Here is a 21,458-nt window from a genome sequence, read left to right as displayed (position 1 = left end):
GGGCGGCCGCCGGTCTGTCCTTGTGAGAATGGGAGTCGGATCGACACAGGGAGTCACGATGAGCGGTGGGCTGTCCCAGGCCGGACTCAGGCGCATGCGCAAGGCGCTCGACGACACTGTCACGCACGGGGAGGCGCCGGGGCTGGTGGCGCTCGTGCATCGGCGCGGGGAGACGTACGTGACCGAGCACGGCACGACGGAGGTCGGCGGCAGCGCGCCCATGCGGCGGGACACACTCTTCCGCCTCGCGTCGATGGGTAAGCCCATCACCGCCGTGGCCGCGATGATCCTCGTCGAGGAGTGCCGGCTGCGGCTGGACGACCCGGTGGACGACCTGATCCCCGAGCTGGCCGGGCGGCGCGTGCTGCGGCGGATCGACGGGCCGGTCGACGACACCGTGCCGGCCGAGCGCTCGATCACCCTGCGCGACCTGCTGACCTCCCGCCTCGGCCTGGGGGCGATCATCGCGCCTCCCGGCAGCTACCCGATCCAGCGGGCGATCGACGAGGCCGGGCTCGGGGTCGGGGTGGACGGGCCGACGGTCGAGCCCGATGAGTGGATCAAGCGGCTCGCCACGCTGCCGCTGGTCCACCAGCCGGGAGCCGTGTGGATGTACCACACCTCGATGGACGTGCTCGGCGTGCTGATCGCGCGTGCCGCGGGGCAGCCGTTCGACGGGTTCCTGCGCGAGCGGGTCTTCAAGCCGCTCGGCATGCGGGACACCGGCTTCCACCTGCCGGCCGCCAAGCTCGGCCGGCTGGCGGGGTCCTACGCCCTCGACCCCGCGACGGGCAAACTGGTGCGCAGGAACGGCCCTCGAGAAGGGGCCTGGGACCGTCCACCGGCCTTCCCGTCCGGCGGCGGCGCGCCGGGCCTGCTCTCGACAGCCGACGACTACCTGGCCTTCTGCCGCATGCTGCTCGACAAGGGCCGCTACGACGGCGGCCGGCTCCTGTCGCGGGCGTCGGTCGAGCTCATGACCACCGACCACCTCCTGCCGGAGCACAAGGCGGGCAGCGAGATCTTCTTCGCCTCGGGCGGCGGCTGGGGGTTCGGGGTCGGGATCAACGGCCGCCGCGTGGACCTTGCCACCAGGCCGGGACGGTTCGGCTGGGACGGCGGCCTGGGCACCTCGATGGCCGTCGATCCCACCGAGGACGTGGTGGGCATCCTGCTCACCCAGCGGGCCCTGGGCGGGCCGCGGCTGCCGCGCGCGTTCGTGGACTTCTGGACGACGGCGTACGCGGCACTCGACGACTGAGGGCCACGGGCCGTGCGGCCGGAAAGGCCGGAGTGACGCCCGCAGGACTTGACGCGTTGTTTGGCTTCGGGGAGGTAGCCGAGAATATGCGCGTGGGTACGCCTTGTTCTGTCCGAGCGCCTGCCGGTACGACCGCACGGATCAGGGCGTGGGCGGCACGAGCGAGGTCTGCTCCCCCGGCCGGGCAGGCGCCGGTGACATCTCGCACGCGAAAGCCGGTTGACGCCGTGACCGGGCGGGAGATCGTTTGAGCCATTTCGACGGCGGCGGCGGGCGAATGCCGTGACCACTCTGCTGGGTCACGGCATTCGCCGCTGGACCGGCACCACGCATTTCGCACAGAGGAAAGGGGGTCCCCGTGGATGACGAGGCGACGGGGCTGGCGGGGTTGCTGTACGAGTTCGGGCTGCTCAAGCGCTACAAGAGGACCGGGTGGCTGGTCGCGGGCGTACGCGATCCGGAGAGCATCGCCGACCACTCCTTCCGCGCGGCCGTCATCGCCGGCATGATCGCCAAGCTCGAGGGCGGCAACCCGGAGCGGGCCGCGTTCATGAGCCTCTTCCACGACACGCAGGAGACCCGCATCACCGACATCCCGTACATCGGCAAGCGTTACCTCAAAGCGGCCCGCAACGAGGACGTCACCGCCGACCAGGTGCGAGGGGTGTCCGCAGAAGTGGCGGACATGGTGGCCGACGCGGTGGGGGAGTACGAGGAGAAGGCCAGCCTCGAAGCCGTCTGCGCCCGTGACGCCGACAAACTGGAATGCCTGCTCCAGGCGGTCGAATACCGGGAGCAGGGGCACCAGAACGTCCAGGGGTGGATCGACAGCTCGCTGGCCGCGATCACGACCCCGACCGGCAAGCGCCTCGCCGAGGAGGCCCTGCGCACGGGCACCCTGGAGTGGGTGACCCGCGTGCTCAACGGCGACTGAGCCCCCGCCCGGCCGCCCTGACCCTTCGATCGCGGGGCAGGGCGGCGGCAGGTGCTGCGGTCAGTCGGTGGCCGGTTGGGTGACGAGGTCCCTGGCGTACTCGTCGTCGCTCTCCGCCAGCACCCGCGCGGCCCCCTGCTCGGCCCGGGCGTCGCCGCGGACGGCCAGCCCGCGGGTGGCCTCGGCCACCGTGGTCAGGTCCGCGTCCCCGAGCCTGTCCGCGAGGGCCTCCCTGATCTGCGGCGTGTCGGCCGACAGCCCCGCGAGCCCCGCGGTGGCCCAGTCGCGCACCTCGGCCTCTTCGTCCCGGCTCATCTCGATCAGCAGCGCCAGCCCCTCCTCGTGGTCCGGCGGCAGCACGTCGGCCAGCGCGATGGGGTCCGTCATCGTGCGCTTGTGCCCCGGGCGGCCGATGATGTCCAGGACGGCCGGCAGCGCCCGCGGGTCGCCCTGGTGGCCGAGCGCGGCCAGTACCGAGCGCAGCACCTGCGGATTGCTCTCCGTGGTGACCATCTTCAGCAGCAGCGGCAGCGTGCGCTCCAGATAGGGCTTCCCGCCTTCCCTGAACCCGAACTGGGCGAGCGCGTCCACGCCGAACTCCCGCTCCCTGGCGTCCTCGCTCACGCACAACGTGGCCAGTGCCTCGAACGTCTCGTCATCGGCCCGCTTGCCCAGCGTGTCGGCCACGACCCACCAGGTCTCGGCGTCCTCGTCGACGTCGCGGTGCGCCACGGCCCGCGCCACGAGCTGGTCCACCGGCGTGTACGTGCCCTGGGCCTCCTCCAGCAGGGTCGCGACGGCGGCGTGGCCGCGCTGGGCCTGCACCTGCTCGGTCTCGGAGCCGTCGGCCGAGCGCCCGGCCACCGTGACGAGCTCGGTGCCGTCCTTGGCGTACTGGCGGGTCACGACGTACTCCCAGCCCTCCTGCTCGATCTGGTCGAGCAGCGCGCTCTCCAGGTGCACGCCCACCCAGGAGGTGGCGATGTCGAGCGGCGTGTCGCCGTCGCCGTCGTACTTGCTGGCGTCGGCACCGGCCTCGAGCAGCACCTGGACCACGCCCAGCGCGCCGCGCCTGGCGGCCAGCGAGAGCGGGGTGTCACCGTCGTCGTTGGCCCCGTCGACCTCGGCTCCCGCCTCGATCAGCGCCTTGGCGGTGGCCGCGTGGCCGTTGGCGGCGGCCCAGAGCAGCGCCGTCCAGCCGCCGGACTCCCGGCCGTTCACGTCGGCGCCGGCCGTCAGCAGCACATCGGCCACCTCGACGCGGTCCCACGCGGCGGCCGCGCACAGCGGCAGTCCCTCGTCGCTCGCACTGTTGGGATCGGCGCCGCCGGCCAGCAGCTTGCCCACGGTCTCCGAGTCGCCGTTCAACGCCGCGCGGTAGAGCTGTTGTTCCATGACAGGGACCCTAGCGTCTTCGGCTCTCTGTGTTCACATGAGCGAAACGGACATCAGCGTGGCCTCGTCGCATGCAGGCCGACGCCAGGATGCGATCCGGTGGAAGCCGATGCCGCGTCCGTCCGGTGAGCCGGGCGGACCGTGGCTGAGAACCGCGTTGTCGGGGCCTGACTCCGCATTCCTGGAGGGAGTGCGGCTCTTGGGCCACCGCCCCGCCGGACGCTGTCCCGTTGGTGCGGACACCAATGGGGGCGGGGACCGGGCGCCCGTCAGGCACCCGGCTGTGACTGAACATTACCATTCGATTACCTTCAGTCGCAGTCGATCGCCTCAGAAAGCCCATCGCCATTCTTGGGGCAACCACAGGTTCACGTAGCGAGCGCCGTCAACAGTTCATGCCTGGCTTGGTCCGGCCGCGCCCCGGACCAAGCCAGGGGCCCGGTGTCATCGCTTGGTACGCGCCAAAGCCCCGTCTGGGTTCAAACACCTACAAGGGATGACATGTTTTCCTCCCGCGGGAGGAGGGTCAATATTCGGCAAACGCGATATGTTGCGAGTATGACTGATCCCGGGGAGCTCCGCGCGTCGGACGCCGAGCGCGAGGCCGTCGTCGAGCAGCTCCGTGTCGCCTCGGTCGACGGCAGGCTCACGCTCGCCGAGCTGACCGACCGCACGGAGGCCGCCTATTCCGCGACCACACACGCGGAGCTGGCCCTCCTCACCCAGGACCTGCCGTCAGGAGCCATGCCGGCGCCCGCCCCCGTGCACCACGAGGGCAGGAAGCGCCGGTGGTACGTGGGCGTCATGGGCGACGCCAAGCGCCGCGGCACCTGGCGGATCGACCAGGAGCTCGGCGCGGTGGCCGTGATGGGCGACGTGGTGCTCGACCTGCGTGAGGCAGAGGTGCGTACCGACATGGTGGACATCACCGCCGTCTCCGTGATGGGCGACGTGAAGATCATCGTGCCCGACGGCGTCAACGTGGACCTCGACGGCGTGGCCGTCATGGGCGACAAGAAGGTGGACGTCCTGGAGGCGGCCCCCGGCATGAACGTCCCCGTGGTGCGCGTGCGCGCGTACGCGGTGATGGGCGACGTCAAGGTGATCGGCGACTCGCGGGCGCAGCCGCTGCAGCGCGGGTTCGCGGCCTGGCGCGAGCACTGGCGGCGCCTGCACGGCGAGGACTGGCGCGCCCTCGGCAGGCAGATGCGCCAGGAGGGCCGCGAGCTGGGAAGGCAGCTCCGCGAGGAGCGTCGCAACCTCAGAAGGGGTTACTGAGCGGGCTCAGCCGACCAGCGACACCGGCTGTCGCCGCTGGGCTTGTTCGTAACGTTCCAGGAGCACGTCCACCAGCTCCGGCGCCGGGCCCAGCACGTCCGACACCACCGCGGCGCCCGCTTCCAGCGTGCTCCGCCGTACCTTGTCCGCGAAATGGCCGGGCGCCAGCAGGTACGGTGCGACGGCCACCCTTGGGGCGCCCGCCCGCCTGAGCGCGGCGACCGCCTCGGCGGGGGAGGGTCCGGCGGCCGAGGCGTAGGCGGCCGACACCGTCCACCAGCCGGAACGCCGCCACGCGCGGGCCAGGTCCGTGATCACCGCGTTGGCCCTGGCGTCGCTCGAACCCGCCGACACCAGCACCACCGCCGTGTCCGGATCGCCGGCCGGCACGCCGGACTCGGCCAGGCGCCGCTCCAGCGCCGTCAGCAGCAGCGGATGGGGCCCCAGCGTGGCGCCATAGTGCACCCGGAGCCGTGGCTCGCGTGCCCGGACGTCGTTCAGCGCCGCCGGCAGGTCCACCCGGCTGTGGTAGGCCTCCGTGAGCAGCAGGGGCAGCACGACCGCCTCCTGCAGGCCGCTCAGGGCCTGCGCGAGCGTGGGAGCGCAGTGATCGAGGTACGCCACGCGCACGTCCAGCGGCACCTGGTCGAGCAGCGCGGCCACGGTGGCGGCGGCACGCGGATCTCGCGACCCGTGCGCCACCGCCACCAGTGGCACGCGGCCGGGGGCCCTCCCGCCTGCCAACGGGACAGGTCCCCTGCTGGGGATCACAGGTGAATGCCGCATTCGACCTTCCCCAGGCCCGCCCAGCGTCCGCTGCGCGGATCCTCTCCCTCCGCGACCTGCCGCGTGCACGGCGCGCAGCCGATCGAGGGGTAGTTGTCGTAGTGCAACGGGTTGATCAGCACCCCGTTGTCGGCGATGTAGTTGTCGACGTCCTCCTGGGTCCAGGCCGCGATCGGGTTGACCTTGACCATCTGCCGCTTGGCGTCCCACTCGACGACCTTGGAGTCGGCGCGGCTGGGCGACTCGTCGCGGCGGATGCCGGAGATCCACGCCAGGTACGGCTCCAGCGCCCGGTTGAGCGGCTCCACCTTGCGCAGGTAGCAGCACAGGTCGGGATTGCGGCCGAACAGGCGCGGGCCGAGATCGCGTTCCTGCTCCTCGACCGTCCGCGACGGCTTGATGTCGATCACGTTGACGTCATAGACCTGGCGCACCGCGTCACGCGTGCCGATCGTCTCGGCGAAGTGGTAACCGGTGTCGATGAACAGCACGTCAACGCCGGGCTTGACCCGGCTCACCAGGTCGATCAGCAGGGCGTCGCTCATCGAGGAGGTCAGGCACAGCCGGTCGCCGAACGTCGCCGCCGCCCAGCGGATGATCTCGCGGGCGGGGGCGCCCTCCAGGAAGGTCGCGGCGGACTCGACGATGTCCTGCAGGTCGAGCGTGCCCCGCTGCTGTTTCAGACCGACCTCGATGTCCACCAGCGTCATATCTTCACTCCGATCCCGAGAAACTTGAGCTTGAAGGCGCGGGAGCAGGCGCGGCAGTACCAGCCGCCGTCCCCCTCGTAGGGTTCGAGGTCCTCGTCGCCGCAGTAGGGGCAGTGGAACGGGACCGCTCGCTCGCTCATTTGAGGTCCGCCTCGTCGGCCCGCTGCACCCAGTCGGCGAACGACTCGCCTTCCTTCTTCTGGGTGTCGAAGTTGCGCACGACGCGCTCCACGTAGTCGGGCAGCGCCTTGGCGGTGGTCTTGAGGCCGCGGACCTTGCGTCCGAAGCCGGAGTCGACGCCGAGGGAGCCGCCCAGGTGGATCTGGTAGCCCTCGACCTGCTCGCCGTTCTCGTCCACCACGAGCTGGCCCTTCAGGCCGATGTCGGCGACCTGGATGCGGGCGCAGGAGTTGGGGCAGCCGTTGACGTTGATGGTCAGCGGCTCGTCGAACGTGGGCAGCCGGCGCTCCAGCTCGTCGATCAGGTCGGCGGCCGTGGCCTTGGTCTCGACGATGGCCAGCTTGCAGAACTCGATGCCGGTGCAGGCCATCGTCTGGCGGCGGAACGTGGACGGCTTGACCCGCAGGTCGTTGGCCTCCAGCTCGGCCACGATCGAGTCGACCTGGTCGGGCGCGACGTCGAGGATGACCAGCTTCTGCTCGACCGTCGTGCGGACCCGGCCGGAGCCGTGCCGCTCGGCGATGTCGGCGATCACGTGCAGCTTGTCGCCGTCGACCCGGCCGACCTTGGGCGCGAAGCCGACGTAGAAGTTGCCGTCCTTCTGCGGGAAGACGCCGACGTGGTCACGGCGGCTGCTGCGCGGCTGCTCGGGGGCGGGGCCGTCGGGCAGCGGCTCCTTGAGGTACTCCTGTTCGAGGACCTCGCGGAACTTCTCCACTCCCCAGTCGTTGACCAGGAACTTCAGACGGGCGCGGTGCCGCAGCCGCCGGTAGCCGTAGTCGCGGAAGATCCCGACCACGCCCTCGTGGACGTCGCCCACCCGCTCCGGCCGGACGAACACCCCGAGCCGCTTGGCCAGCATCGGGTTGGTCGACAGGCCGCCGCCGACCCACAGGTCGTAGCCGGCCTCGCCCTGCTCGTTCACCACGCCGACGAACGCCACGTCGTTGATCTCGTGCACCGTGCAGTGCGCAGGGCAGCCGCTCAGCGCGGACTTGAACTTCCGCGGCAGGTTGGAGTACGCGGGGTTGCCCACGACCCGGTCCTGCAGCTCGCGGATCGCCGGCGTCGCGTCGAGCACCTCGTCGGCGTCGATCCCGGCCAGCGGACAGCCCAGGATGACGCGCGGGGTGTCGCCGCACGCCTCGGTGGTGGACAGGCCCACGGCCTCCAGGCGCTCCCAGATGTCCGGCACCGACTCGATCTCGATCCAGTGCAGCTGGATGTTCTGACGGTCGGTCACGTCGGCGGTGCCGCGGGCGTACTCGTTGGAGATGTCCGCGATCGTGCGCAACTGGGCGAGGTCGAGCTGGCCGCCGTCGATGCGTACGCGGAGCATGAAGTAGCGGTCGTCGAGCTCCTCCGGCTCCAGGATGGCGGTCTTGCCGCCGTCGATGCCGGGCTTGCGCTGGGTGTAGAGGCCGTACCAGCGCATGCGGCCACGCAGGTCGGCCGGGTCGATCGAGTCGAAGCCCCGCTTGGAGTAGATGTCGATGATGCGCTGGCGGACGTTGAGGCCGTCGTCGTTCTTCTTGTTCTCTTCGTTCTTGTTGAGCGGCTCACGGTAACCGAGAGCCCACTGACCTTCGCCGCGCGGGCGTTTGTGGTGCCGGCTGGCAGGAGTGCGGCTGGCAGGGGTGCTCATTGCGCGTCCTTCGGATCTTGGGCGCGCGCAGGTTTCCTCCTGCCTCGTCATCGAGGGCAGGGGTGGAGAGGAGGGTGCGACGCGCTCAGCGGTGAAAAAGGATGGGGTTACATGCGGGCGTCGCAACAGATGGCACTGCGGACACGCTGGAGGTCGACGTGGCGTCGACCGACGAGCATGGGGTCCGCTGGCATACCTAAGAAGATACTCGGGCCGTCCCGTATGTCCAAGACAGGGTCCAGAGTGTGGGACTGTCCAGTACCCTGCCGCGCGTGTTTCCTGGCACGGGGACGCCGGTAGAGTGCCGGGCATGCCCGAAGCCGCGCCGTCCCCCGTGACCGCAGAAGACCTCGACGAGGCCGTACGGCTGGCCGTCGCCACCCTGCGGCAGGCGCCCGAGAGCGCCTGGGACGGCAAGGCCGGGTCACTGGAGTGGACATGCTGGGAGACGGTCGAGCACCTCGCGGACGACCTGTTCGCCTACGCCGCCCAGCTCGGGCTCAGGACGCCACCGCTGGACACCTACGTCCCGTTCGTCCTGGAACGCCGCAGGCCGGAAGGCCCCGGCAACACGATCCAGGCCGAGCGCGAGGCCGGTCCCACCGGGCTGCTGCAGGTGCTGGAGGCGTGCGGCGCGCTGTTGTCCGCGATGGTACGCACGACGCCGCCGCAGGTCCTCGCGCACCACGGCTTCGGCGCGGCCGACGCGGAGGGCTCGGCCGCGATGGGCATCGTGGAGACGTTCGTGCACACCTACGACCTGGCCGAGGGCCTCGGTCTCGCCTGGGCTCCACCGGCGGGCATGTGCGCGCGGGTGCTGGCCCGGCTGTTCCCCGACGCCCCGCGTGACACGGATCCGTGGACCACCCTGCTGTGGGCCACCGGGCGCGCCGAGCTTCCCGGCCGCCCGCGCCTCACCAAATGGCGCTGGTACAGCGCGCCGCGGCCGTAGGGGTCACGGCCGCGCGCGCCTCAGACGATGAGGTCGTCGAACTCGCCGTCCTTGGCCCCGAGGACGAACGCGGTGATCTCCGCCTGCGTGTAGACCAGTGCGGGACCTTCAGGAAAACGTGAGTTACGCATGGCTATCTCCCCTGTGGGCAAGTTCGCGACTTCGACGCAGTTGCCGTTGGGGTTGCTCCGCTTGCTCTTGCGCCAGACGACTGGAAGGCGACCGGCGGGCGTTCCGTTCCGGAACTCATGCATGGGGGCAGCTCCTCACGATCTTACGGATGCACGTGCATCCGCGTTTGCGAGGAGACAATACGGTAACGCGTGGATCTCCATATAGCGGATGACCAAAAAACCCTGTATGGGGTGGCTCACATGAAACGGCAGCTCATCGGGAAAGCAGGCCTTCCAGGAAGCGCCTGGTCTCCTTCGGCTCCTCGGCCTGGATGCTGAGCCGGTCCATGACCTCCATGTAGTGGTCGGAGTCGGCGGGCTTGTCCAAGTAGAGGGCGCTGGTCAGCTGCTCCATGTAGACGACGTCGGGCAGCTCGGGCTCGGGGAAGCGCAGGATGCTGAACGGCCCGCCCGCCGCCGCGTGGCCGCCGCGGTCGAACGGCATGATCTGGACGGTGACGTTGCGCTCCGCCGTGAGGTCGAGGAGGTGGGCGATCTGCCCGCGCATGATCTCGGGGCCGCCCAGCGTGCGGCGCACGACGGCCTCGTCGATCACGGCCCAGACCGTGAGCCCGCTCTCCAGCCGCCTCTGCCTCGTGGTGCGCACCGCCACGCGTCGGTCGAGCTCGGCCTTCGGGGCCCTCTCGTGGGCCAGCTCGATGACCGCCCTGGCATAGGCGGGCGTCTGGAGCAGGCCGGGCACGAACTGGTTCTCGTACGTGCGCATGCTGGAGGCCGCGCCCTCGAGCCCGATGTAGACCTCGAACCAGGCCGGCAGCACGTCGCCGTATTTGTGCCACCAGCCCGGGGCGTTGGCCTGCTTGGCCAGGGCGAGCAGCGGGTCGCGCTCGGCGGGGTCGGTGACGCCGTACAGGGTGAGCAGGTCGGCCACGTCCCGCTGCTTGAAGCTGACCTGACCGAGCTCGAGCCGGCTGATCTTCGCGTGAGATGCGCGAATGGAGTATCCGGCGTCCTCGCGCGAGATACCCTTCTCCGTGCGGAGCCTGCGCAGTTGCGTTCCGAGCAGGATCCGCAGCACCGTCGGGCTTCCCGGCGAATGGCTGAGAAGTTTTCCCTCCGCGCGCTCTGCGCTCACCGCACCGCTCCTAGATCATCTGCACGTGCAGATGCGATACGCATCCGTAAACGACGAAAAGTCTTGCATCGGTAAGCACTCCCCGTAAAGATGGGCATTGGATCACCAGACCGCGCTTCGGGGGCCAGAATGACGACTTTCGACGCTCGGCCGCAAGCCGCCATCGGTTCCCGGCCACCAGGTTGGCTCTTCTCCATCCTCGTGGAGGGGCGTGCTTGGGAGTGCGACGCGGTGTTTCCCTTCCATCAACGCGTCGCGCTGGAGCCGGCCTGCGTGGCGACGGCCCGGCGGTTCGTCGATCAGACACTGGCCGCGTGGGGCGCGCTGGGGCTGGCCTTCGACGCTCAGCTCGTGGTGTCGGAGCTGGTGACCAACGCGATGCGGCACGGCGGCGGGGCGGCGCAGCTCCGGCTCCTGTCGCACGGGCCCGAGCTGGCGTGCGTGGTGACCGACCACAGCCACACGGTGCCCGTGGCGGCGGCGCCTGACGTGTTCTCGGAGTTCGGGCGGGGGCTGCGGCTGGTGGACGCCCTCTGCACCGCCTGGGGCTGGCTGTCCCCGGGCGACGCCCGCAAGCTGGTCTGGGCCGTACTCGCCGGCTGACGCCGTTTCCCTCATCTCCTCGCCTTGTCCAGGAGCCCGAGTACGTCGGCGTCGCTGAGCTGGTCGAAGTGCTCGTACCACTGGCCGACCGCCCTGAAGTCGACCGGCGTGCGCAGCACGACCACCTCGTCGGCCTCCTGCCGCAGGGAGCTGACGGTCTCGCGGGCACCCACCGGCACGGCCAGCGTCACCTTGGCGGGCCCGGCCGTGCGCACCGCCCGGAGCGCGGCCCGTGCGGTGCCGCCGGTGGCCAGGCCGTCGTCCACCACGATCACCTCCCGCCCTTCGAGCGAGGGCAGCGGCCGGTCGCCGCGGTAGGTGCGTACCCTGCGGGCCAGCTCGCGCCGCTCCCTCTCCACCACGTCGGCGACGGACTCGGGCGTCATGCCCAGGCGGCGCAGCAGCGTGTGGTCGAACACCGGCTCACCGCCCTCGGCTATCGCGCCCACGCCCAGCTCAGGGGTGGGCGGATAGCCGATCTTCCTGGTCACGAGGACCTCGAGGGGGACGTCGAGCCGCCGTGCGATGGGCTCGGCCACCGCGACCCCACCGCGGGGCAGGGCGAGCACGACGGGGTCGTGCGCGTCCTTCAGCCGCTCGGCGAGCAACTTCCCCGCCTCGGACCGGTCTCGGAAGCGCTCCATGACCTGTGACTACCCGCTCACACGCGCTCCTCGCCTCTTTCCGCCGCGCGACGTCTCGCCGACGCGGCGTGCCGAAACGGGGGCGGCACGACGCCCACCTGCGCGGGGCGGGGAGGTGGCGGCCACCGTGGTGACGCCCGTCAGGGGCGGCTGCGGCCCGAGCGGCGCATTTCCTTGGTGATGAACTTCCACCGGCTCTGCTGCTCCTTGCGCAGTCGCGCGTCCGTCCGGGAGGCCATCCACGCCGCCTCCCGCTGCAGCTTGCGCCAGCTCTCCAGCCGCCGCTCCGGCAGCTCCCCGCTCTCCAGAGCGGCCAGCACCGCGCACCCGGGCTCGCTCGAGTGCCCGCAGTCGCCGAAGCGGCACCGCGACGCCAGCGCCTCGATGTCGGAGAAGACCAGGTCGACCCCGTCGCCGATGTCGTAGAGGCCGATGCGCCGGATCCCGGGGGTGTCGATGATCAGGCCGCCTGCGGGCAGCGGGATGAGCTCCCGGTGCACCGTGGTGTGCCGGCCGCGCCCGTCGGCGGCGCGTACCTGCTGGGTCACCATGACGTGGTCGCCGGCGAGCGCGTTGACCAGGGTGGACTTGCCGGCGCCCGACGGGCCGAGGATGACGGCCGTACGGGAGCCGCCGAGGTAGTCGGCGACCAGCGGCACCCCGTCCCCGTGCAGGGACGAGACCGCGTGCACGTCGACCCCCGGCGCGGCCACCCGGACGTCGTCGAGGAGCTCGTCGAGGCCGTTCTCGAACAGGTCGGACTTGGTGATGAGCACGACGGGCGTGCCGCCGGACTCCCAGGCCAGCGCGACGAGGCGCTCGATGCGGCCCAGGTCGGCGAAGTCCGTGGAGTGCATGGACGGCTCGGCCACGAAGACGAGGTCGACGTTCGCGGCGAGCACCTGGCCCTGGCCGTCGCCCGACAGGCCGCCCACCGAGTCGCGGCTCACGCCGCCCCTGATGAACGCGGTCGTCCGCGGCAGAACCCCGTCGAGCTCGTACCGGCCCTCGGGCAGCCATCGCAGCGCGGCCCAGTCGCCGACGCAGGGCAGCGCGACGGGGTCGGCGGCCGACGCCCTGCGGACGCGGGCGCCGTACTTGACGTGATGCTGACCGTCCGCCGCGATCACCTCGGCGGCGCCGCGGTCGACGCGGGCCACGCGGGCGGGGACGGTGTCAGCGGGCAGCTCGGCGGCGCGCAGGTCGGTCCAGCCGAGCAGAGAAAGATCGTAAGACAACTGAGTGAAACCCTTTGGTCGAGAAGGAGCCGGGCGGCTCAGCGGAGCCCCCGGAAGTGAGTGGACGGCACGGTGAACAGGACAACCCGCATGGTCCTCACCTCCTCGATCAGTTCTCGCAGCGACTCTACGCACCCTGTCCGCGAGGACGCAATCGGATTACGTATCGCGATTTGTTGAACCGTGCCAGGGCCGCCGGCCGTACCACCTGCCGACGGACGCGAGAAAGGGGAATGATGCACACCAGCACGTATCCCCCGCCCTCGGCCGAGGGAGCCGCCCCCATGGGCAGACCGGGCTTTCGACACTGGATCCGCCGCGTGCGGCCGGATGACGGGGTGCCAAACGACGAGGCGGCAGTGTCCGCGCTCTACCGGGAATATCACAGGCCGCTCCTGGCCTTCGTGATCAGGTTGACGGCGGGCGATCGGCAGTGGGCGGAAGACGTGGTGCAGGAGACCATGATCCGGGCCTGGCGCAGTGCGGAGCAGCTCGATCCCGAGTCTGTCTCGCTGATGCCCTGGCTGGCGACGGTCGCCAGACGTATCGTGATCGATGACCGGCGGCGCCGGGACGCCCGCCCTCAGGAGTCGGGCGACGGGCCGCTGGCGAGCCTGCCCGTGCCTGACGAGATGGAGGGACTGCTGCACCAGGTGGTCGTGTCAGAGGCGCTGAAGGCGTTGTCACCGGCACATCGCGAGATCCTCAACGAGACGATCCTGCGGGACCGGTCCGTGAACGACGCCGCCGAGGCGCTCGGCATCCCGGTCGGCACCGTGAAATCCCGGGTCTACTACGCCGTTCGCGCGCTGCGGATCGCACTGGAGGAGAGGGGGGTGACGGCGTGACTTCGAGAGTCGAGCACACGGACGTGGGCGCGTACGCGCTCGGCCTGCTGGAGGAGGACGACAGGCAGGCCTTCGAGGCCCACCTCCTCGGCTGCGCGCCCTGCCGCTCCGAGCTGTCCGATCTGTCCGGCATGGCGAGCGTGCTGAGCGGGATCGGCCCGGTGGAGGAGTACGACGTGCCGTCCCCCGAGCCGGTGATCGACCTGCTCCAGCGCAAGAAGGCGGCCGACCGGCGGACGCGCAGGGGGACGTTCGTGATCGGGATGGCGGCGGCGGTCACGCTGGTCGCCGGCGGGCTGACGGTCGGCACGCAGCTCAACGGGGAGGCCGCGCCGCAGATCGCACAGGGCCACGCCAACCATCTGGGGCCCGCCGAGCAGTTCTACGCCGACGGCGTCCCCATCGAGGGGAAGGGCGTCGACGGGGTGACCGGCGGGCTGGTGGTCGAGTCCAAGGCCTGGGGCACGCACGCGGCGCTCAAGCTGGCCGGGGTGAAAGGGCCGCTCGAGTGCGAGCTGGTCTCGGTCGGCAAGTCGGGCGAGCGGCGGGTCATGACCGGGTGGTCCGTACCTCCAGCCGGGTACGGAGTGCCGGGTTCGCCCGATCCGCTCTACATGCACGGCGGCAGCGCGACGCCGCTGAAGGACATCGACCACTTCGAGGTGGTCACCACGACAGGTAAGAAGCTGCTCACCGTGAACGTCTGACCGACAGGCGTGCCGAGCCCTCCCGCCGCTGGTGGGAGGGCTTTTTCATGCCTCCGCCCTTGTGTGTAAATTTACGGATTCCTGGGTTGAACCTCCGTGGGTTCCGGCCGCGTACTGCCTGCCGTACCGACCGGAATATCAAACCCTTTAAGAGGTTTAGCCATGTTCATCCGAAAGTTCGGAATTCCCGGCACCCTGCTCGCCGCCGCCCTGCTCGCCGCTCCCGCGCCTGCCCACGCCTCCGGTGACGACGTGTATCTCGCGGCCGGCCTGCGCGGCGCGAACGAGGTGGGGATCAAGGGTGACGCCGACGGCCGCTCGACGGTCGTGCTCAGAATCAGCGGGAACGAGGTCACGTACGCGATCCGCTGGAACAAGATCGACACGCCTACCGCCGGCCACGTCCACCTGGGCGCCAAGGGCGCGAACGGCGACGTCAAGCTCGAGTTCTTCACCAAGCCGCTGCCCGCGACCGTCCTCGGCGTCACCGGCACCGTCAAGGCCGACAACGAGCTCGTCACGTCGCTCATCGACAACCCTGGCGGCTTCTACGCCAACCTGCACGACGCCGCGCACCCCAAGGGCGCCGTACGCGGCCAGTTCCACCGGCTGAACAGGCCGATCGACCTCAACGGCGTCCTTCAGGGCAGCAACCAGGCCACGCTCTCCGCGCGCGCCGACGGGGCGCAGGAGGTGCCGGAGAACGACGGCAAGAAGCGCGGCGACCAGGACGGCCAGGCCGTCTGGTGGCTGCGCCCGAACGGCTCGTCCATCGCCTACACCGCCTTCTGGTCGGGCCTCGGCCAAGTGGCCAACGGCCACCTGCACAAGGGCGTGACCGGCAGGAACGGGCCCGTGGTCGCGGACCTGTTCGCGGGCGCCCTGCCCGAGAACGTGACCGGCGTCGCCGGTGAGACGCCGCTTGCCGCCGCGGTGGTCAAGCGCATCGCCGCGCACCCCGACCGCTACTACTCGAACCTGCACACGCTCGACTTCGACGGCGGCGCCGTACGGGGCCAGCTGTCCGACCGGCCGTTCACCCACCCGCGCGCGCTCACCGCCGAGGTGCTGCGCGGCGCGCAGATCTACTCCTGCACGGCACAGCCGTCGGGCGGGTACGCCTTCACCCAGCTCGGCGTTTCGGCCAAGCTGCGGCGCGGGATCGACCACTCCTTCGTGACGCCCGCCGCCGGCCCGCCGCAGTGGATCGCTCCAGACGGCAGCGCGGTGCGCGGCTCGGTCGTCACCAAGACGCCCAACGGCGACGGCAACATCCCCGAACTCGTGCTCGACGCCACCCAGGCGGGCAAGGAGAGCGGGCTGCTCGCGCACGCCACGCAGATCCTGCGCCTCAACACCACGGGCGGCGTCGCGCCGACCGGCTCCTGCTCGCCCGGCTCTGAGGCCAAGGTCCCGTACGGGGCGGACTACCTCTTCCTCGGCTGAGGCTCGATCCTCTGGCTTCCGGCTTCCGAGGTGACGATTCGGTCCCGTCCCCCGGCAGGCCTTCCCCGGTCGGCCCCGGTCCACGTCCCCCGGACCGCCGGCCGGCCACCGCGAGCGAGGCACTCCGGCCCGCCCCGCTCGCCCAGAACGCCCCGCCGCACCCGGAGCCCGTGCGGCGGGGCGTTCCCGTGCGTCCGGAGCCCGTGTGGCGCGGCGTTCCCCTGCGCTTCCGCCACAGGGCGGAATACATTGGGGGAGCCCAGCCGCAATGGATGGCGACGATCAAGGGCGGCTCACCACGGTGACGGCCCTGAGCGCGCCGTGACGGCGGCCGACTCTGGCGCGGGTCAAACGGGCGTCACTTTGGCGGCCGTGAGCCCCCTGCCGTGGGCGGCGCCCACTCGGCGCCGCCGCACGGGAGAATTACAGGCCCGGGGCCGGGAACTGGGCCGTGAGCTCGCTGACCTCGCGGTGGACGCGCGTGATGACGTCCTCGGCGTCGCCCTTGGCGAGGGCGCCGACGACCTCGTCCATCCAGGCGCCGATCTGCCGCATCTCCGCCTCGCCCATCCCGCGGGAGGTGACGGACGGCGTGCCGATGCGGATGCCGGACGGGTCGAAGGGCTTACGCGGGTCGAACGGGACCGTGTTGTAGTTGGTCTCCAGACCGGCCCGGTCGAGCGCCTTGGCGGCGGGCTTGCCCGCGACGCCCTTGGAGGTCAGGTCGATGAGGATCAGGTGGTTGTCGGTGCCACCGGAGACCAGGTCGAAGCCGCGGCTGTTGAGCTCTTCTGCCAGCGCCTTGGCGTTGGCGACCACCTGGTGGGCGTAGGCCTTGAACTCGGGCTGCGCGGCCTCGTGCAGCGCCACCGCGATGGCCGCGGTGGTGTGGTTGTGCGGGCCGCCCTGCAGACCGGGGAAGACCGCCTTGTTGAGCGCGGTGGCCTTGTCGTCGTCGTCGGCCATGAGCATCGCGCCGCGGGGGCCGCGCAGCGTCTTGTGCGTGGTGGTGGAGATGACGTCGGCGTGGCCGACGGGCGAGGGGTGGGCGCCACCCGCCACCAGGCCCGCGATGTGGGCGATGTCGGCCGCCAGGATCGCGCCGACCTCGCGGGCGATCTCGGCGAAGGCGGGGAAGTCGATGGTGCGCGGGATCGCCGTGCCGCCGCAGAAGATCACCTTCGGCCGGTGCTCCAGGGCGAGCTCGCGGACCTGGTCCATGTCGACGCGGCCGGTCTCCTTGCGCACGTTGTAGGAGACGGGCTTGAACCACTTGCCGGTGATCGACACGGGCGAGCCGTGGGTCAGGTGGCCGCCGGAGGGCAGGTTCATGCCCATGAAGGTGTCGCCCGGCTGCATGAAGGCCAGGTAGATGGCGAGGTTGGCGGGCGAGCCGGAGTAGGGCTGGACGTTGGCGTGGTTGACGCCGAACAGCGACTTGGCCCGCTCGATGGCCAGGACCTCGATCTGGTCGATGACCTGCTGGCCCTCGTAGTAACGCTTGTTCGCGTAGCCTTCGGAGTACTTGTTCGTCAGGACGGTGCCGGTGGCCTCCAGCACGGCCTTGGACACGTAGTTCTCTGACGGGATGAGCTTGACGGTGTCGGCCTGACGCCGCTCCTCCGCTTTGACGAGCTCGGCGATCTGCGGGTCGACGCTAGCGAGAGAACTCATGACTCTCCTGTCATCATTGACGATGTGCGAAGACCCAGGCGCACGGCCTCCGCTCCTTTCGCTCCCTGGTGGTCGATCCCACCCAATGCGCCAGTCGCGTCACGTCCTAGACGATAGCGGATGCGCTAGCGGCCCGTTCCCCCGCTGAGCAGCCGTGTCACGACGAGGAGACGGCCACGTTCCTGATGACGCCGAGCAGCACGAGATCGACGTCGACCCGGTCGACGTCCTGCGGCACGCCCTCGAAGATCGCGTACATCCGGATCTGGTCGCCCCCGTCGAACGGCGCGGCCGGCAGGTTGGTGCACTGGCAGGCACCGTTCTTCCACGCGGGGTAGATGGGCTTCCCCACACCGGGCGGGATGAGGTTCACCCGTGACACGGTGAAGTCGAGGGTGGCGCCGCCGAACTTGTTGTAGACGGGTGCGTTCTTGCTGCCGGTGTTCTTGACCGTCCACTGCAGGCGTACCGTCTCGCCCTGCCGGGTCAGGGAGTCGATCTGGACGCTCATCGTGCTGCCGTCGGACTCGACCGTGGCGCGCGCGGACGGCGTGCCCGCCTCATATGCGGACGACTCCCACGGTCGCACGACGACGAGCGTGACAGCGACACCGAGCACCGCGGCCAGCACTCCGACGATGACGGGCAGCCACACGCTCCGCTTCACGGGCTTCGGAGCAGGCGGGGAAGGCGGGGACGCGGCGGGTGCGAGGACGATCGGCGTCCAGGTGTCGGAGACCACTCTGGTGGCCGCGTCCACCGCCACCTCGGTGCGGCCGAGCAGCCGGTCCATGAGCTGCTGCGCGGTCGGCCGCCGGGCCGGGTCCTTGTCCAGCGCCCGCTCCACCAGCGGCCTGATGCCCTCGTCGAGGCCGTCGAGCACGGGCGCGTGGTTGATCACCCGGTAGACCACCTCCGCGACCCCGCCGGTGCCGAACGGCGGCCTGCCCGTGCCCGCGTAGGCCACCAGCGCGCCCCACGAGAAAATGTCGCTGGCCGGAGTCACCTGCTCGCCCTTGGCCTGCTCGGGCGACATGTAGGCGGGCGTGCCCATGCTCTGCGCCACCGTGGGCAGCGCGCCCGCGGCGTCGGCGAGCTGGGCGATGCCGAAGTCGATGACCCGCGGTCCGACCGGGCTGAGCAGCACGTTCGACGGCTTGAGATCGCGGTGGACGACCCCGGCCTGGTGGATGGCGGCCAGCGCGGTCGCCACTCCGACGGCCAGCGCCTCCAGGTTGGAGCCGGTCAGCGGCGCCAGCCTGACCACGGCGGACAGGTCGGGGCCCTCGACATACTCGGTGACGAGGTACGCGGTGCCGGCGTCGAACCCGGCGTCCAGCACGGGCGCGGTGCAGAACCTCGCGACCCGCCTGGCGGCCTCGGCCTCCTTGCCGAACCTCCGCCTGAACTCCTCACGCGCGGCCAGCTCCGGCCGCATCGTCTTCAGCGCGACCCGCCGGCCCGCGCCGTCCTGCGCGAGGTAGACGAAGCCCATGCCGCCCTCGCCGAGCTTGCGCACGAGCGTGTAGGGCCCGACTCTCTGCTGCACCTCCATATCGGGACGACTCTATTTGGTCCGGCTCACACCCGGCCAGAGCCGGTCGACCTCGGCGTTCAGGATCGCCCCGATGAGCACGGCCAGCGCGGTGATGTAGAGCCAGAGCAGCAGGGCGATGGGCGCGGCCAGCGAGCCGTAGACGGAGACGGGGGAGAACCACGCGGCCAGCACGGCCCGCAGCACCGCCGCGCACACGATCCACAGGATCAGCGCCAGGATCGCGCCGGGCAGCTCCCGGTACCACTTCGTCCGCACCGGCACGCTGACGTGGTAGAGCACGGTCAGGAACAGCACCGAGCCGATGATCACGACCGGCCAGTAGAGGATGTCGATGAGGCCGCCGTACTGGGCCGGCAGGGCGTCCTTGAGCAGGGTCGGGCCGATGACCAGGATCGGCATGACGATGATGCCGATGATCAGGCCGACGATGTAGAGGCCGAAGGACATCAGCCTGGTGCGGATGATGCCGCGCTCCTCGCCCAGCCCGTAGGCCACGGAGATGAGGTCCACGTACACGTAGAGCGCTCTGGAGCCGGACCAGAGCGACAGCAGGAAGCCCAGCGAGATGATCGACACCTTGCCCGCGTCGTCGCTGAGCACGTCGGTGATGAGAGGGTTGATCACCTTGTTGACGGCCTCGTCGGTGAACAGCAGCCCCGCCTGGTCGATCACCCACGTCTTGACCTGCCCGACCACGGTGGAGCCCAGCCAGGTGCCGAGCTTGGCCAGCACACCGATGAGGCCCAGCACGAACGGCGGCAGCGACAGCAGCGCGAAGAACGCCGCCTCGCCGGCCAGGCCGGTCACCCGGTAGGCGACGCCCGCGTTCGTCGCCGCGCGGACGATCGCCCACGACTTCGTGTCGAGCACCCAGCTCAGCCGAGCGCGGGCGTTTGAGACGAGTCCCCTTTTCGGCCGGGAAGGCGCATCGGTGGACGTCATGGCACCCAACGGTATTCGCAGTGACTCTTCGGCACAGCTTACGTCGGGGAACTGCCCTAGTCGTTATCGACGATGCGCGCACCCAGCGGGAGCAGGGAAACCGGGATGAGTTTGAGGTTCGCGACGCCCATCGGGATGCCGATGATCGACAGGAACAGCGGGATCGAGGTGACGACGTGACCGATGGCCAGCCAGACGCCGGCCACCACGCACCAGATGACGTTCCCGATCAAGGAGAACGCGCCCGCGTCCGGGTCGCGCACCACGGTCCTGCCGAACGGCCACAGCGCGTACGCGGCGATCCGGAACGAGGCGATGCCGAACGGGATCGTGACAATCAGGATGCAGCAGATGATCCCGGCCACCGCGTACCCGATGGCCAGCCAGAGCCCCGCGAAGACCAGCCAGATGACGTTCAGGATTGTGCGCATGTGCACAGCATGTCATCGCGTGCGTCGTACGCGTCATCCGGCAAGTCCCTGACTTCACCCTGACCTGGGCTCCCTGCCCTTCCCAGGGGGCCCGGCGAACGCCTGGGCGATCTCCATCCAGGCCCGCGCGGGCTCGCCCGTCAGCTCGAGCGCGGTGTCGGACAGGTGGACGCGCTGGGTGACGGCCAGGCAGAAGTCAAGGATCGGACCGCGCACGGTGCTGTCCGCGTCGTCGGGCCCCGCCGTCCACCGGTTCCCGTCGGGCATGGTCAGCTCGGCGCGTACGGGGTCGGCCGGCACGGGGCGGCCGCGTACGGCGAAGCTGTAGGGGCGGGCGCGGAACCCCATCATGGCCACGTGCCGCAGCCGGGCCGTGGGCTCCCTGGTGACGCCGAGCGCGTCGGCCACGTCCTGGCCGTGCGCCCACGTCTCCATCAGCCGCGCCGTCACGAACGACGCGGCCGACATCGCGGGCCCGAACCACGGCACCCGTTCACGGGCGTCCAGCGTGGCGAAGACCTCCAGGCTCCGGGAGCGCGCCGCCCGGAACCACTCGCGCAGCTCGCCCGGAGAGATCCCGCGGGACTCGAGTGCGACGTCGTCCACGGAGCGGAAGTCCTTGAGCGACGCCTCATAAGCGCCGGGGTCGGTGGCCGCCAGGGCGGCGGCGTCGTCGAACCAGGCCAGATGGCTCACCTGGTCGCGGATCGCCCACCCCTCGGCGGGCGTGGGCCGCTCCCAGTCCGCGTCCCGCAGGGGCTGGAGCAGCGCTTCGAAGGACGCGGTCTCGGCACGCAGATCGTCGAGTAACTCGGCCATGAGGTCCACGCGCGCCAGCGTAACCCGAACAAGGTTCTAGGAGAATAATGCAGGCGTGATCTGCGAAAGCTGCAAGGAGAAACGTCACGAGGACTGCCGTGGCGGCTCCTGGTGCGACTGCCAGCACCAGACGGACGC

General features: G+C 70.5%; 23 protein-coding genes and 1 riboswitch. Of the genes, 8 read left to right on the top strand and 15 right to left on the bottom strand.

Annotated features, from left to right (window positions below):
- Nucleotides 1-58 precede the first annotated feature (58 nt).
- Entirely contained in the window at nt 59-1,261 is a 1,203-nt protein-coding gene (locus AB0J64_RS01120) for a serine hydrolase domain-containing protein (RefSeq protein WP_364018681.1), read from the top strand.
- Nucleotides 1,262-1,619: 358 nt separating this feature from the next.
- A complete protein-coding gene (locus tag AB0J64_RS01115; RefSeq protein WP_364018680.1) occupies nt 1,620-2,195 on the top strand; it encodes an HD domain-containing protein in 576 nt (191 codons plus the stop codon).
- Between the two features lie 60 nt (nt 2,196-2,255).
- Here AB0J64_RS01115 and AB0J64_RS01110 read toward each other — a convergent pair whose 3' ends face one another.
- Nucleotides 2,256-3,590 (bottom strand): ankyrin repeat domain-containing protein, encoded by a 1,335-nt coding sequence (locus tag AB0J64_RS01110; RefSeq protein WP_364018678.1) that lies wholly within the window; start codon nt 3,588-3,590, stop codon nt 2,256-2,258.
- 558 nt (nt 3,591-4,148) lie between these two features.
- Between AB0J64_RS01110 and AB0J64_RS01105 the strand changes: the two genes are divergently transcribed.
- A complete protein-coding gene (locus AB0J64_RS01105; RefSeq protein WP_364018677.1) occupies nt 4,149-4,868 on the top strand; it encodes a DUF1707 domain-containing protein in 720 nt (239 codons plus the stop codon).
- A gap of 6 nt (nt 4,869-4,874) precedes the next feature.
- Here the strand turns inward: AB0J64_RS01105 and AB0J64_RS01100 are convergent, their stop codons facing one another.
- The 5 genes from AB0J64_RS01100 to AB0J64_RS01080 form a co-directional block, all read right to left on the bottom strand.
- Nucleotides 4,875-5,576, bottom strand: a complete 702-nt coding sequence (locus tag AB0J64_RS01100; protein ID WP_364019202.1) for a sirohydrochlorin chelatase — start codon at nt 5,574-5,576, stop codon at nt 4,875-4,877.
- A 59-nt stretch (nt 5,577-5,635) separates the two neighbouring features.
- Nucleotides 5,636-6,364, bottom strand: coding sequence for a phosphoadenylyl-sulfate reductase (locus tag AB0J64_RS01095; protein ID WP_364018675.1), 729 nt, complete (start codon nt 6,362-6,364; stop codon nt 5,636-5,638).
- Nucleotides 6,361-6,504, bottom strand: a complete 144-nt coding sequence (locus AB0J64_RS01090) for an Insertion element protein (protein WP_364018673.1) — start codon at nt 6,502-6,504, stop codon at nt 6,361-6,363. The genes AB0J64_RS01095 and AB0J64_RS01090 overlap by 4 nt, the downstream gene beginning before the upstream one ends.
- Entirely contained in the window at nt 6,501-8,189 is a 1,689-nt protein-coding gene (locus AB0J64_RS01085) for a nitrite/sulfite reductase (protein WP_364018671.1), read from the bottom strand. Before AB0J64_RS01085 ends, AB0J64_RS01090 begins: the two co-directional genes overlap by 4 nt.
- A 107-nt stretch (nt 8,190-8,296) precedes the next feature.
- Nucleotides 8,297-8,383: a putative leader peptide gene (locus tag AB0J64_RS01080; RefSeq protein ID WP_357600959.1), complete on the bottom strand. Its 87-nt coding sequence runs from the start codon at nt 8,381-8,383 to the stop codon at nt 8,297-8,299.
- Nucleotides 8,384-8,499: 116 nt separating this feature from the next.
- On the opposite strand from AB0J64_RS01080, the gene AB0J64_RS01075 reads away from it, so the two are divergent.
- A complete protein-coding gene (locus tag AB0J64_RS01075; RefSeq protein ID WP_364018670.1) occupies nt 8,500-9,141 on the top strand; it encodes a maleylpyruvate isomerase N-terminal domain-containing protein in 642 nt (213 codons plus the stop codon).
- A gap of 20 nt (nt 9,142-9,161) precedes the next feature.
- Here the strand turns inward: AB0J64_RS01075 and AB0J64_RS01070 are convergent, their stop codons facing one another.
- Nucleotides 9,162-9,395: a DUF397 domain-containing protein gene (locus AB0J64_RS01070; protein ID WP_127935054.1), complete on the bottom strand. Its 234-nt coding sequence runs from the start codon at nt 9,393-9,395 to the stop codon at nt 9,162-9,164.
- 133 nt (nt 9,396-9,528) lie between these two features.
- Nucleotides 9,529-10,410, bottom strand: coding sequence for a helix-turn-helix transcriptional regulator (locus AB0J64_RS01065; protein ID WP_364018669.1), 882 nt, complete (start codon nt 10,408-10,410; stop codon nt 9,529-9,531).
- Nucleotides 10,411-10,611: 201 nt separating this feature from the next.
- Here AB0J64_RS01065 and AB0J64_RS01060 point away from each other — a divergent pair, with 201 nt between their 5' ends.
- Nucleotides 10,612-11,013 carry an ATP-binding protein gene (locus AB0J64_RS01060; RefSeq protein ID WP_364018668.1) on the top strand — a complete coding sequence of 134 codons (402 nt, stop codon included), beginning with the start codon at nt 10,612-10,614 and terminating at the stop codon, nt 11,011-11,013.
- An 11-nt stretch (nt 11,014-11,024) separates the two neighbouring features.
- Here the strand turns inward: AB0J64_RS01060 and AB0J64_RS01055 are convergent, their stop codons facing one another.
- Nucleotides 11,025-11,657: a phosphoribosyltransferase family protein gene (locus AB0J64_RS01055; RefSeq protein ID WP_364018667.1), complete on the bottom strand. Its 633-nt coding sequence runs from the start codon at nt 11,655-11,657 to the stop codon at nt 11,025-11,027.
- Between the two features lie 140 nt (nt 11,658-11,797).
- The gene (rsgA, locus tag AB0J64_RS01050) at nt 11,798-12,895 is read right to left on the bottom strand and encodes a ribosome small subunit-dependent GTPase A (protein ID WP_364018666.1); all 1,098 of its coding nucleotides are present in this window, start codon (nt 12,893-12,895) and stop codon (nt 11,798-11,800) included.
- Between the two features lie 338 nt (nt 12,896-13,233).
- Between rsgA and AB0J64_RS01045 the strand changes: the two genes are divergently transcribed.
- The 3 genes from AB0J64_RS01045 (at nt 13,234) to AB0J64_RS01035 (ending at nt 15,896) form a co-directional block, all read left to right on the top strand.
- The gene (locus tag AB0J64_RS01045; protein WP_364018665.1) at nt 13,234-13,743 is read left to right on the top strand and encodes a sigma-70 family RNA polymerase sigma factor; all 510 of its coding nucleotides are present in this window, start codon (nt 13,234-13,236) and stop codon (nt 13,741-13,743) included.
- Nucleotides 13,740-14,450 carry a zf-HC2 domain-containing protein gene (locus AB0J64_RS01040; RefSeq protein WP_364018664.1) on the top strand — a complete coding sequence of 237 codons (711 nt, stop codon included), beginning with the start codon at nt 13,740-13,742 and terminating at the stop codon, nt 14,448-14,450. The genes AB0J64_RS01045 and AB0J64_RS01040 overlap by 4 nt, the downstream gene beginning before the upstream one ends.
- 162 nt (nt 14,451-14,612) lie before the next feature.
- Complete coding sequence (locus AB0J64_RS01035) at nt 14,613-15,896, top strand: CHRD domain-containing protein (protein WP_364018663.1); 1,284 nt, start codon at nt 14,613-14,615, stop codon at nt 15,894-15,896.
- A 423-nt stretch (nt 15,897-16,319) separates the two neighbouring features.
- Here the strand turns inward: AB0J64_RS01035 and glyA are convergent, their stop codons facing one another.
- The 5 genes from glyA to AB0J64_RS01010 all read right to left on the bottom strand — a co-directional run bounded on the left by glyA (nt 16,320) and on the right by AB0J64_RS01010 (nt 21,320).
- Nucleotides 16,320-17,570 carry a serine hydroxymethyltransferase gene (gene glyA / locus AB0J64_RS01030; RefSeq protein WP_364018662.1) on the bottom strand — a complete coding sequence of 417 codons (1,251 nt, stop codon included), beginning with the start codon at nt 17,568-17,570 and terminating at the stop codon, nt 16,320-16,322.
- Nucleotides 17,571-17,595: 25 nt separating this feature from the next.
- Nucleotides 17,596-17,678: riboswitch (ZMP/ZTP riboswitch) on the bottom strand.
- Between the two features lie 49 nt (nt 17,679-17,727).
- The gene (locus AB0J64_RS01025) at nt 17,728-19,125 is read right to left on the bottom strand and encodes a serine/threonine-protein kinase (RefSeq protein ID WP_364018660.1); all 1,398 of its coding nucleotides are present in this window, start codon (nt 19,123-19,125) and stop codon (nt 17,728-17,730) included.
- Nucleotides 19,126-19,137: 12 nt separating this feature from the next.
- Nucleotides 19,138-19,998, bottom strand: coding sequence for a YihY/virulence factor BrkB family protein (locus tag AB0J64_RS01020; RefSeq protein ID WP_364018658.1), 861 nt, complete (start codon nt 19,996-19,998; stop codon nt 19,138-19,140).
- Between the two features lie 128 nt (nt 19,999-20,126).
- Nucleotides 20,127-20,501: a YccF domain-containing protein gene (locus tag AB0J64_RS01015; protein ID WP_364018656.1), complete on the bottom strand. Its 375-nt coding sequence runs from the start codon at nt 20,499-20,501 to the stop codon at nt 20,127-20,129.
- 54 nt (nt 20,502-20,555) lie between these two features.
- Complete coding sequence (locus tag AB0J64_RS01010; protein ID WP_364019198.1) at nt 20,556-21,320, bottom strand: TIGR03084 family metal-binding protein; 765 nt, start codon at nt 21,318-21,320, stop codon at nt 20,556-20,558.
- Nucleotides 21,321-21,458 lie beyond the last annotated feature (138 nt).

This window comes from Nonomuraea sp. NPDC049695 (assembly GCF_040674955.1).
Lineage (GTDB): Bacteria > Actinomycetota > Actinomycetes > Streptosporangiales > Streptosporangiaceae > Nonomuraea > Nonomuraea helvata.
The sequence above is the reverse complement of the archived record's forward strand: the minus strand, read 5'-3'. Positions and strand labels throughout refer to the sequence as shown.

What these genes read in the sequence shown, in the direction of transcription:
- AB0J64_RS01120 (WP_364018681.1), top strand. Translation starts at nt 59, where the DNA reads ATGAGCGGTGGGCTGTCCCAGGCCGGACTCAGGCGCATGCGCAAGGCG.
- AB0J64_RS01110 (WP_364018678.1), bottom strand. Translation starts at nt 3,590, where the DNA reads ATGGAACAACAGCTCTACCGCGCGGCGTTGAACGGCGACTCGGAGACC.
- AB0J64_RS01105 (WP_364018677.1), top strand. Translation starts at nt 4,149, where the DNA reads ATGACTGATCCCGGGGAGCTCCGCGCGTCGGACGCCGAGCGCGAGGCC.
- AB0J64_RS01095 (WP_364018675.1), bottom strand. Translation starts at nt 6,364, where the DNA reads ATGACGCTGGTGGACATCGAGGTCGGTCTGAAACAGCAGCGGGGCACG.
- AB0J64_RS01090 (WP_364018673.1), bottom strand. Translation starts at nt 6,504, where the DNA reads ATGAGCGAGCGAGCGGTCCCGTTCCACTGCCCCTACTGCGGCGACGAG.
- AB0J64_RS01085 (WP_364018671.1), bottom strand. Translation starts at nt 8,189, where the DNA reads ATGAGCACCCCTGCCAGCCGCACTCCTGCCAGCCGGCACCACAAACGC.
- AB0J64_RS01080 (WP_357600959.1), bottom strand. Translation starts at nt 8,383, where the DNA reads ATGCCAGCGGACCCCATGCTCGTCGGTCGACGCCACGTCGACCTCCAG.
- AB0J64_RS01075 (WP_364018670.1), top strand. Translation starts at nt 8,500, where the DNA reads ATGCCCGAAGCCGCGCCGTCCCCCGTGACCGCAGAAGACCTCGACGAG.
- AB0J64_RS01070 (WP_127935054.1), bottom strand. Translation starts at nt 9,395, where the DNA reads ATGCATGAGTTCCGGAACGGAACGCCCGCCGGTCGCCTTCCAGTCGTC.
- AB0J64_RS01055 (WP_364018667.1), bottom strand. Translation starts at nt 11,657, where the DNA reads ATGGAGCGCTTCCGAGACCGGTCCGAGGCGGGGAAGTTGCTCGCCGAG.
- AB0J64_RS01035 (WP_364018663.1), top strand. Translation starts at nt 14,613, where the DNA reads ATGTTCATCCGAAAGTTCGGAATTCCCGGCACCCTGCTCGCCGCCGCC.
- glyA (WP_364018662.1), bottom strand. Translation starts at nt 17,570, where the DNA reads ATGAGTTCTCTCGCTAGCGTCGACCCGCAGATCGCCGAGCTCGTCAAA.
- AB0J64_RS01025 (WP_364018660.1), bottom strand. Translation starts at nt 19,125, where the DNA reads ATGGAGGTGCAGCAGAGAGTCGGGCCCTACACGCTCGTGCGCAAGCTC.
- AB0J64_RS01015 (WP_364018656.1), bottom strand. Translation starts at nt 20,501, where the DNA reads ATGCGCACAATCCTGAACGTCATCTGGCTGGTCTTCGCGGGGCTCTGG.
- AB0J64_RS01010 (WP_364019198.1), bottom strand. Translation starts at nt 21,320, where the DNA reads ATGGCCGAGTTACTCGACGATCTGCGTGCCGAGACCGCGTCCTTCGAA.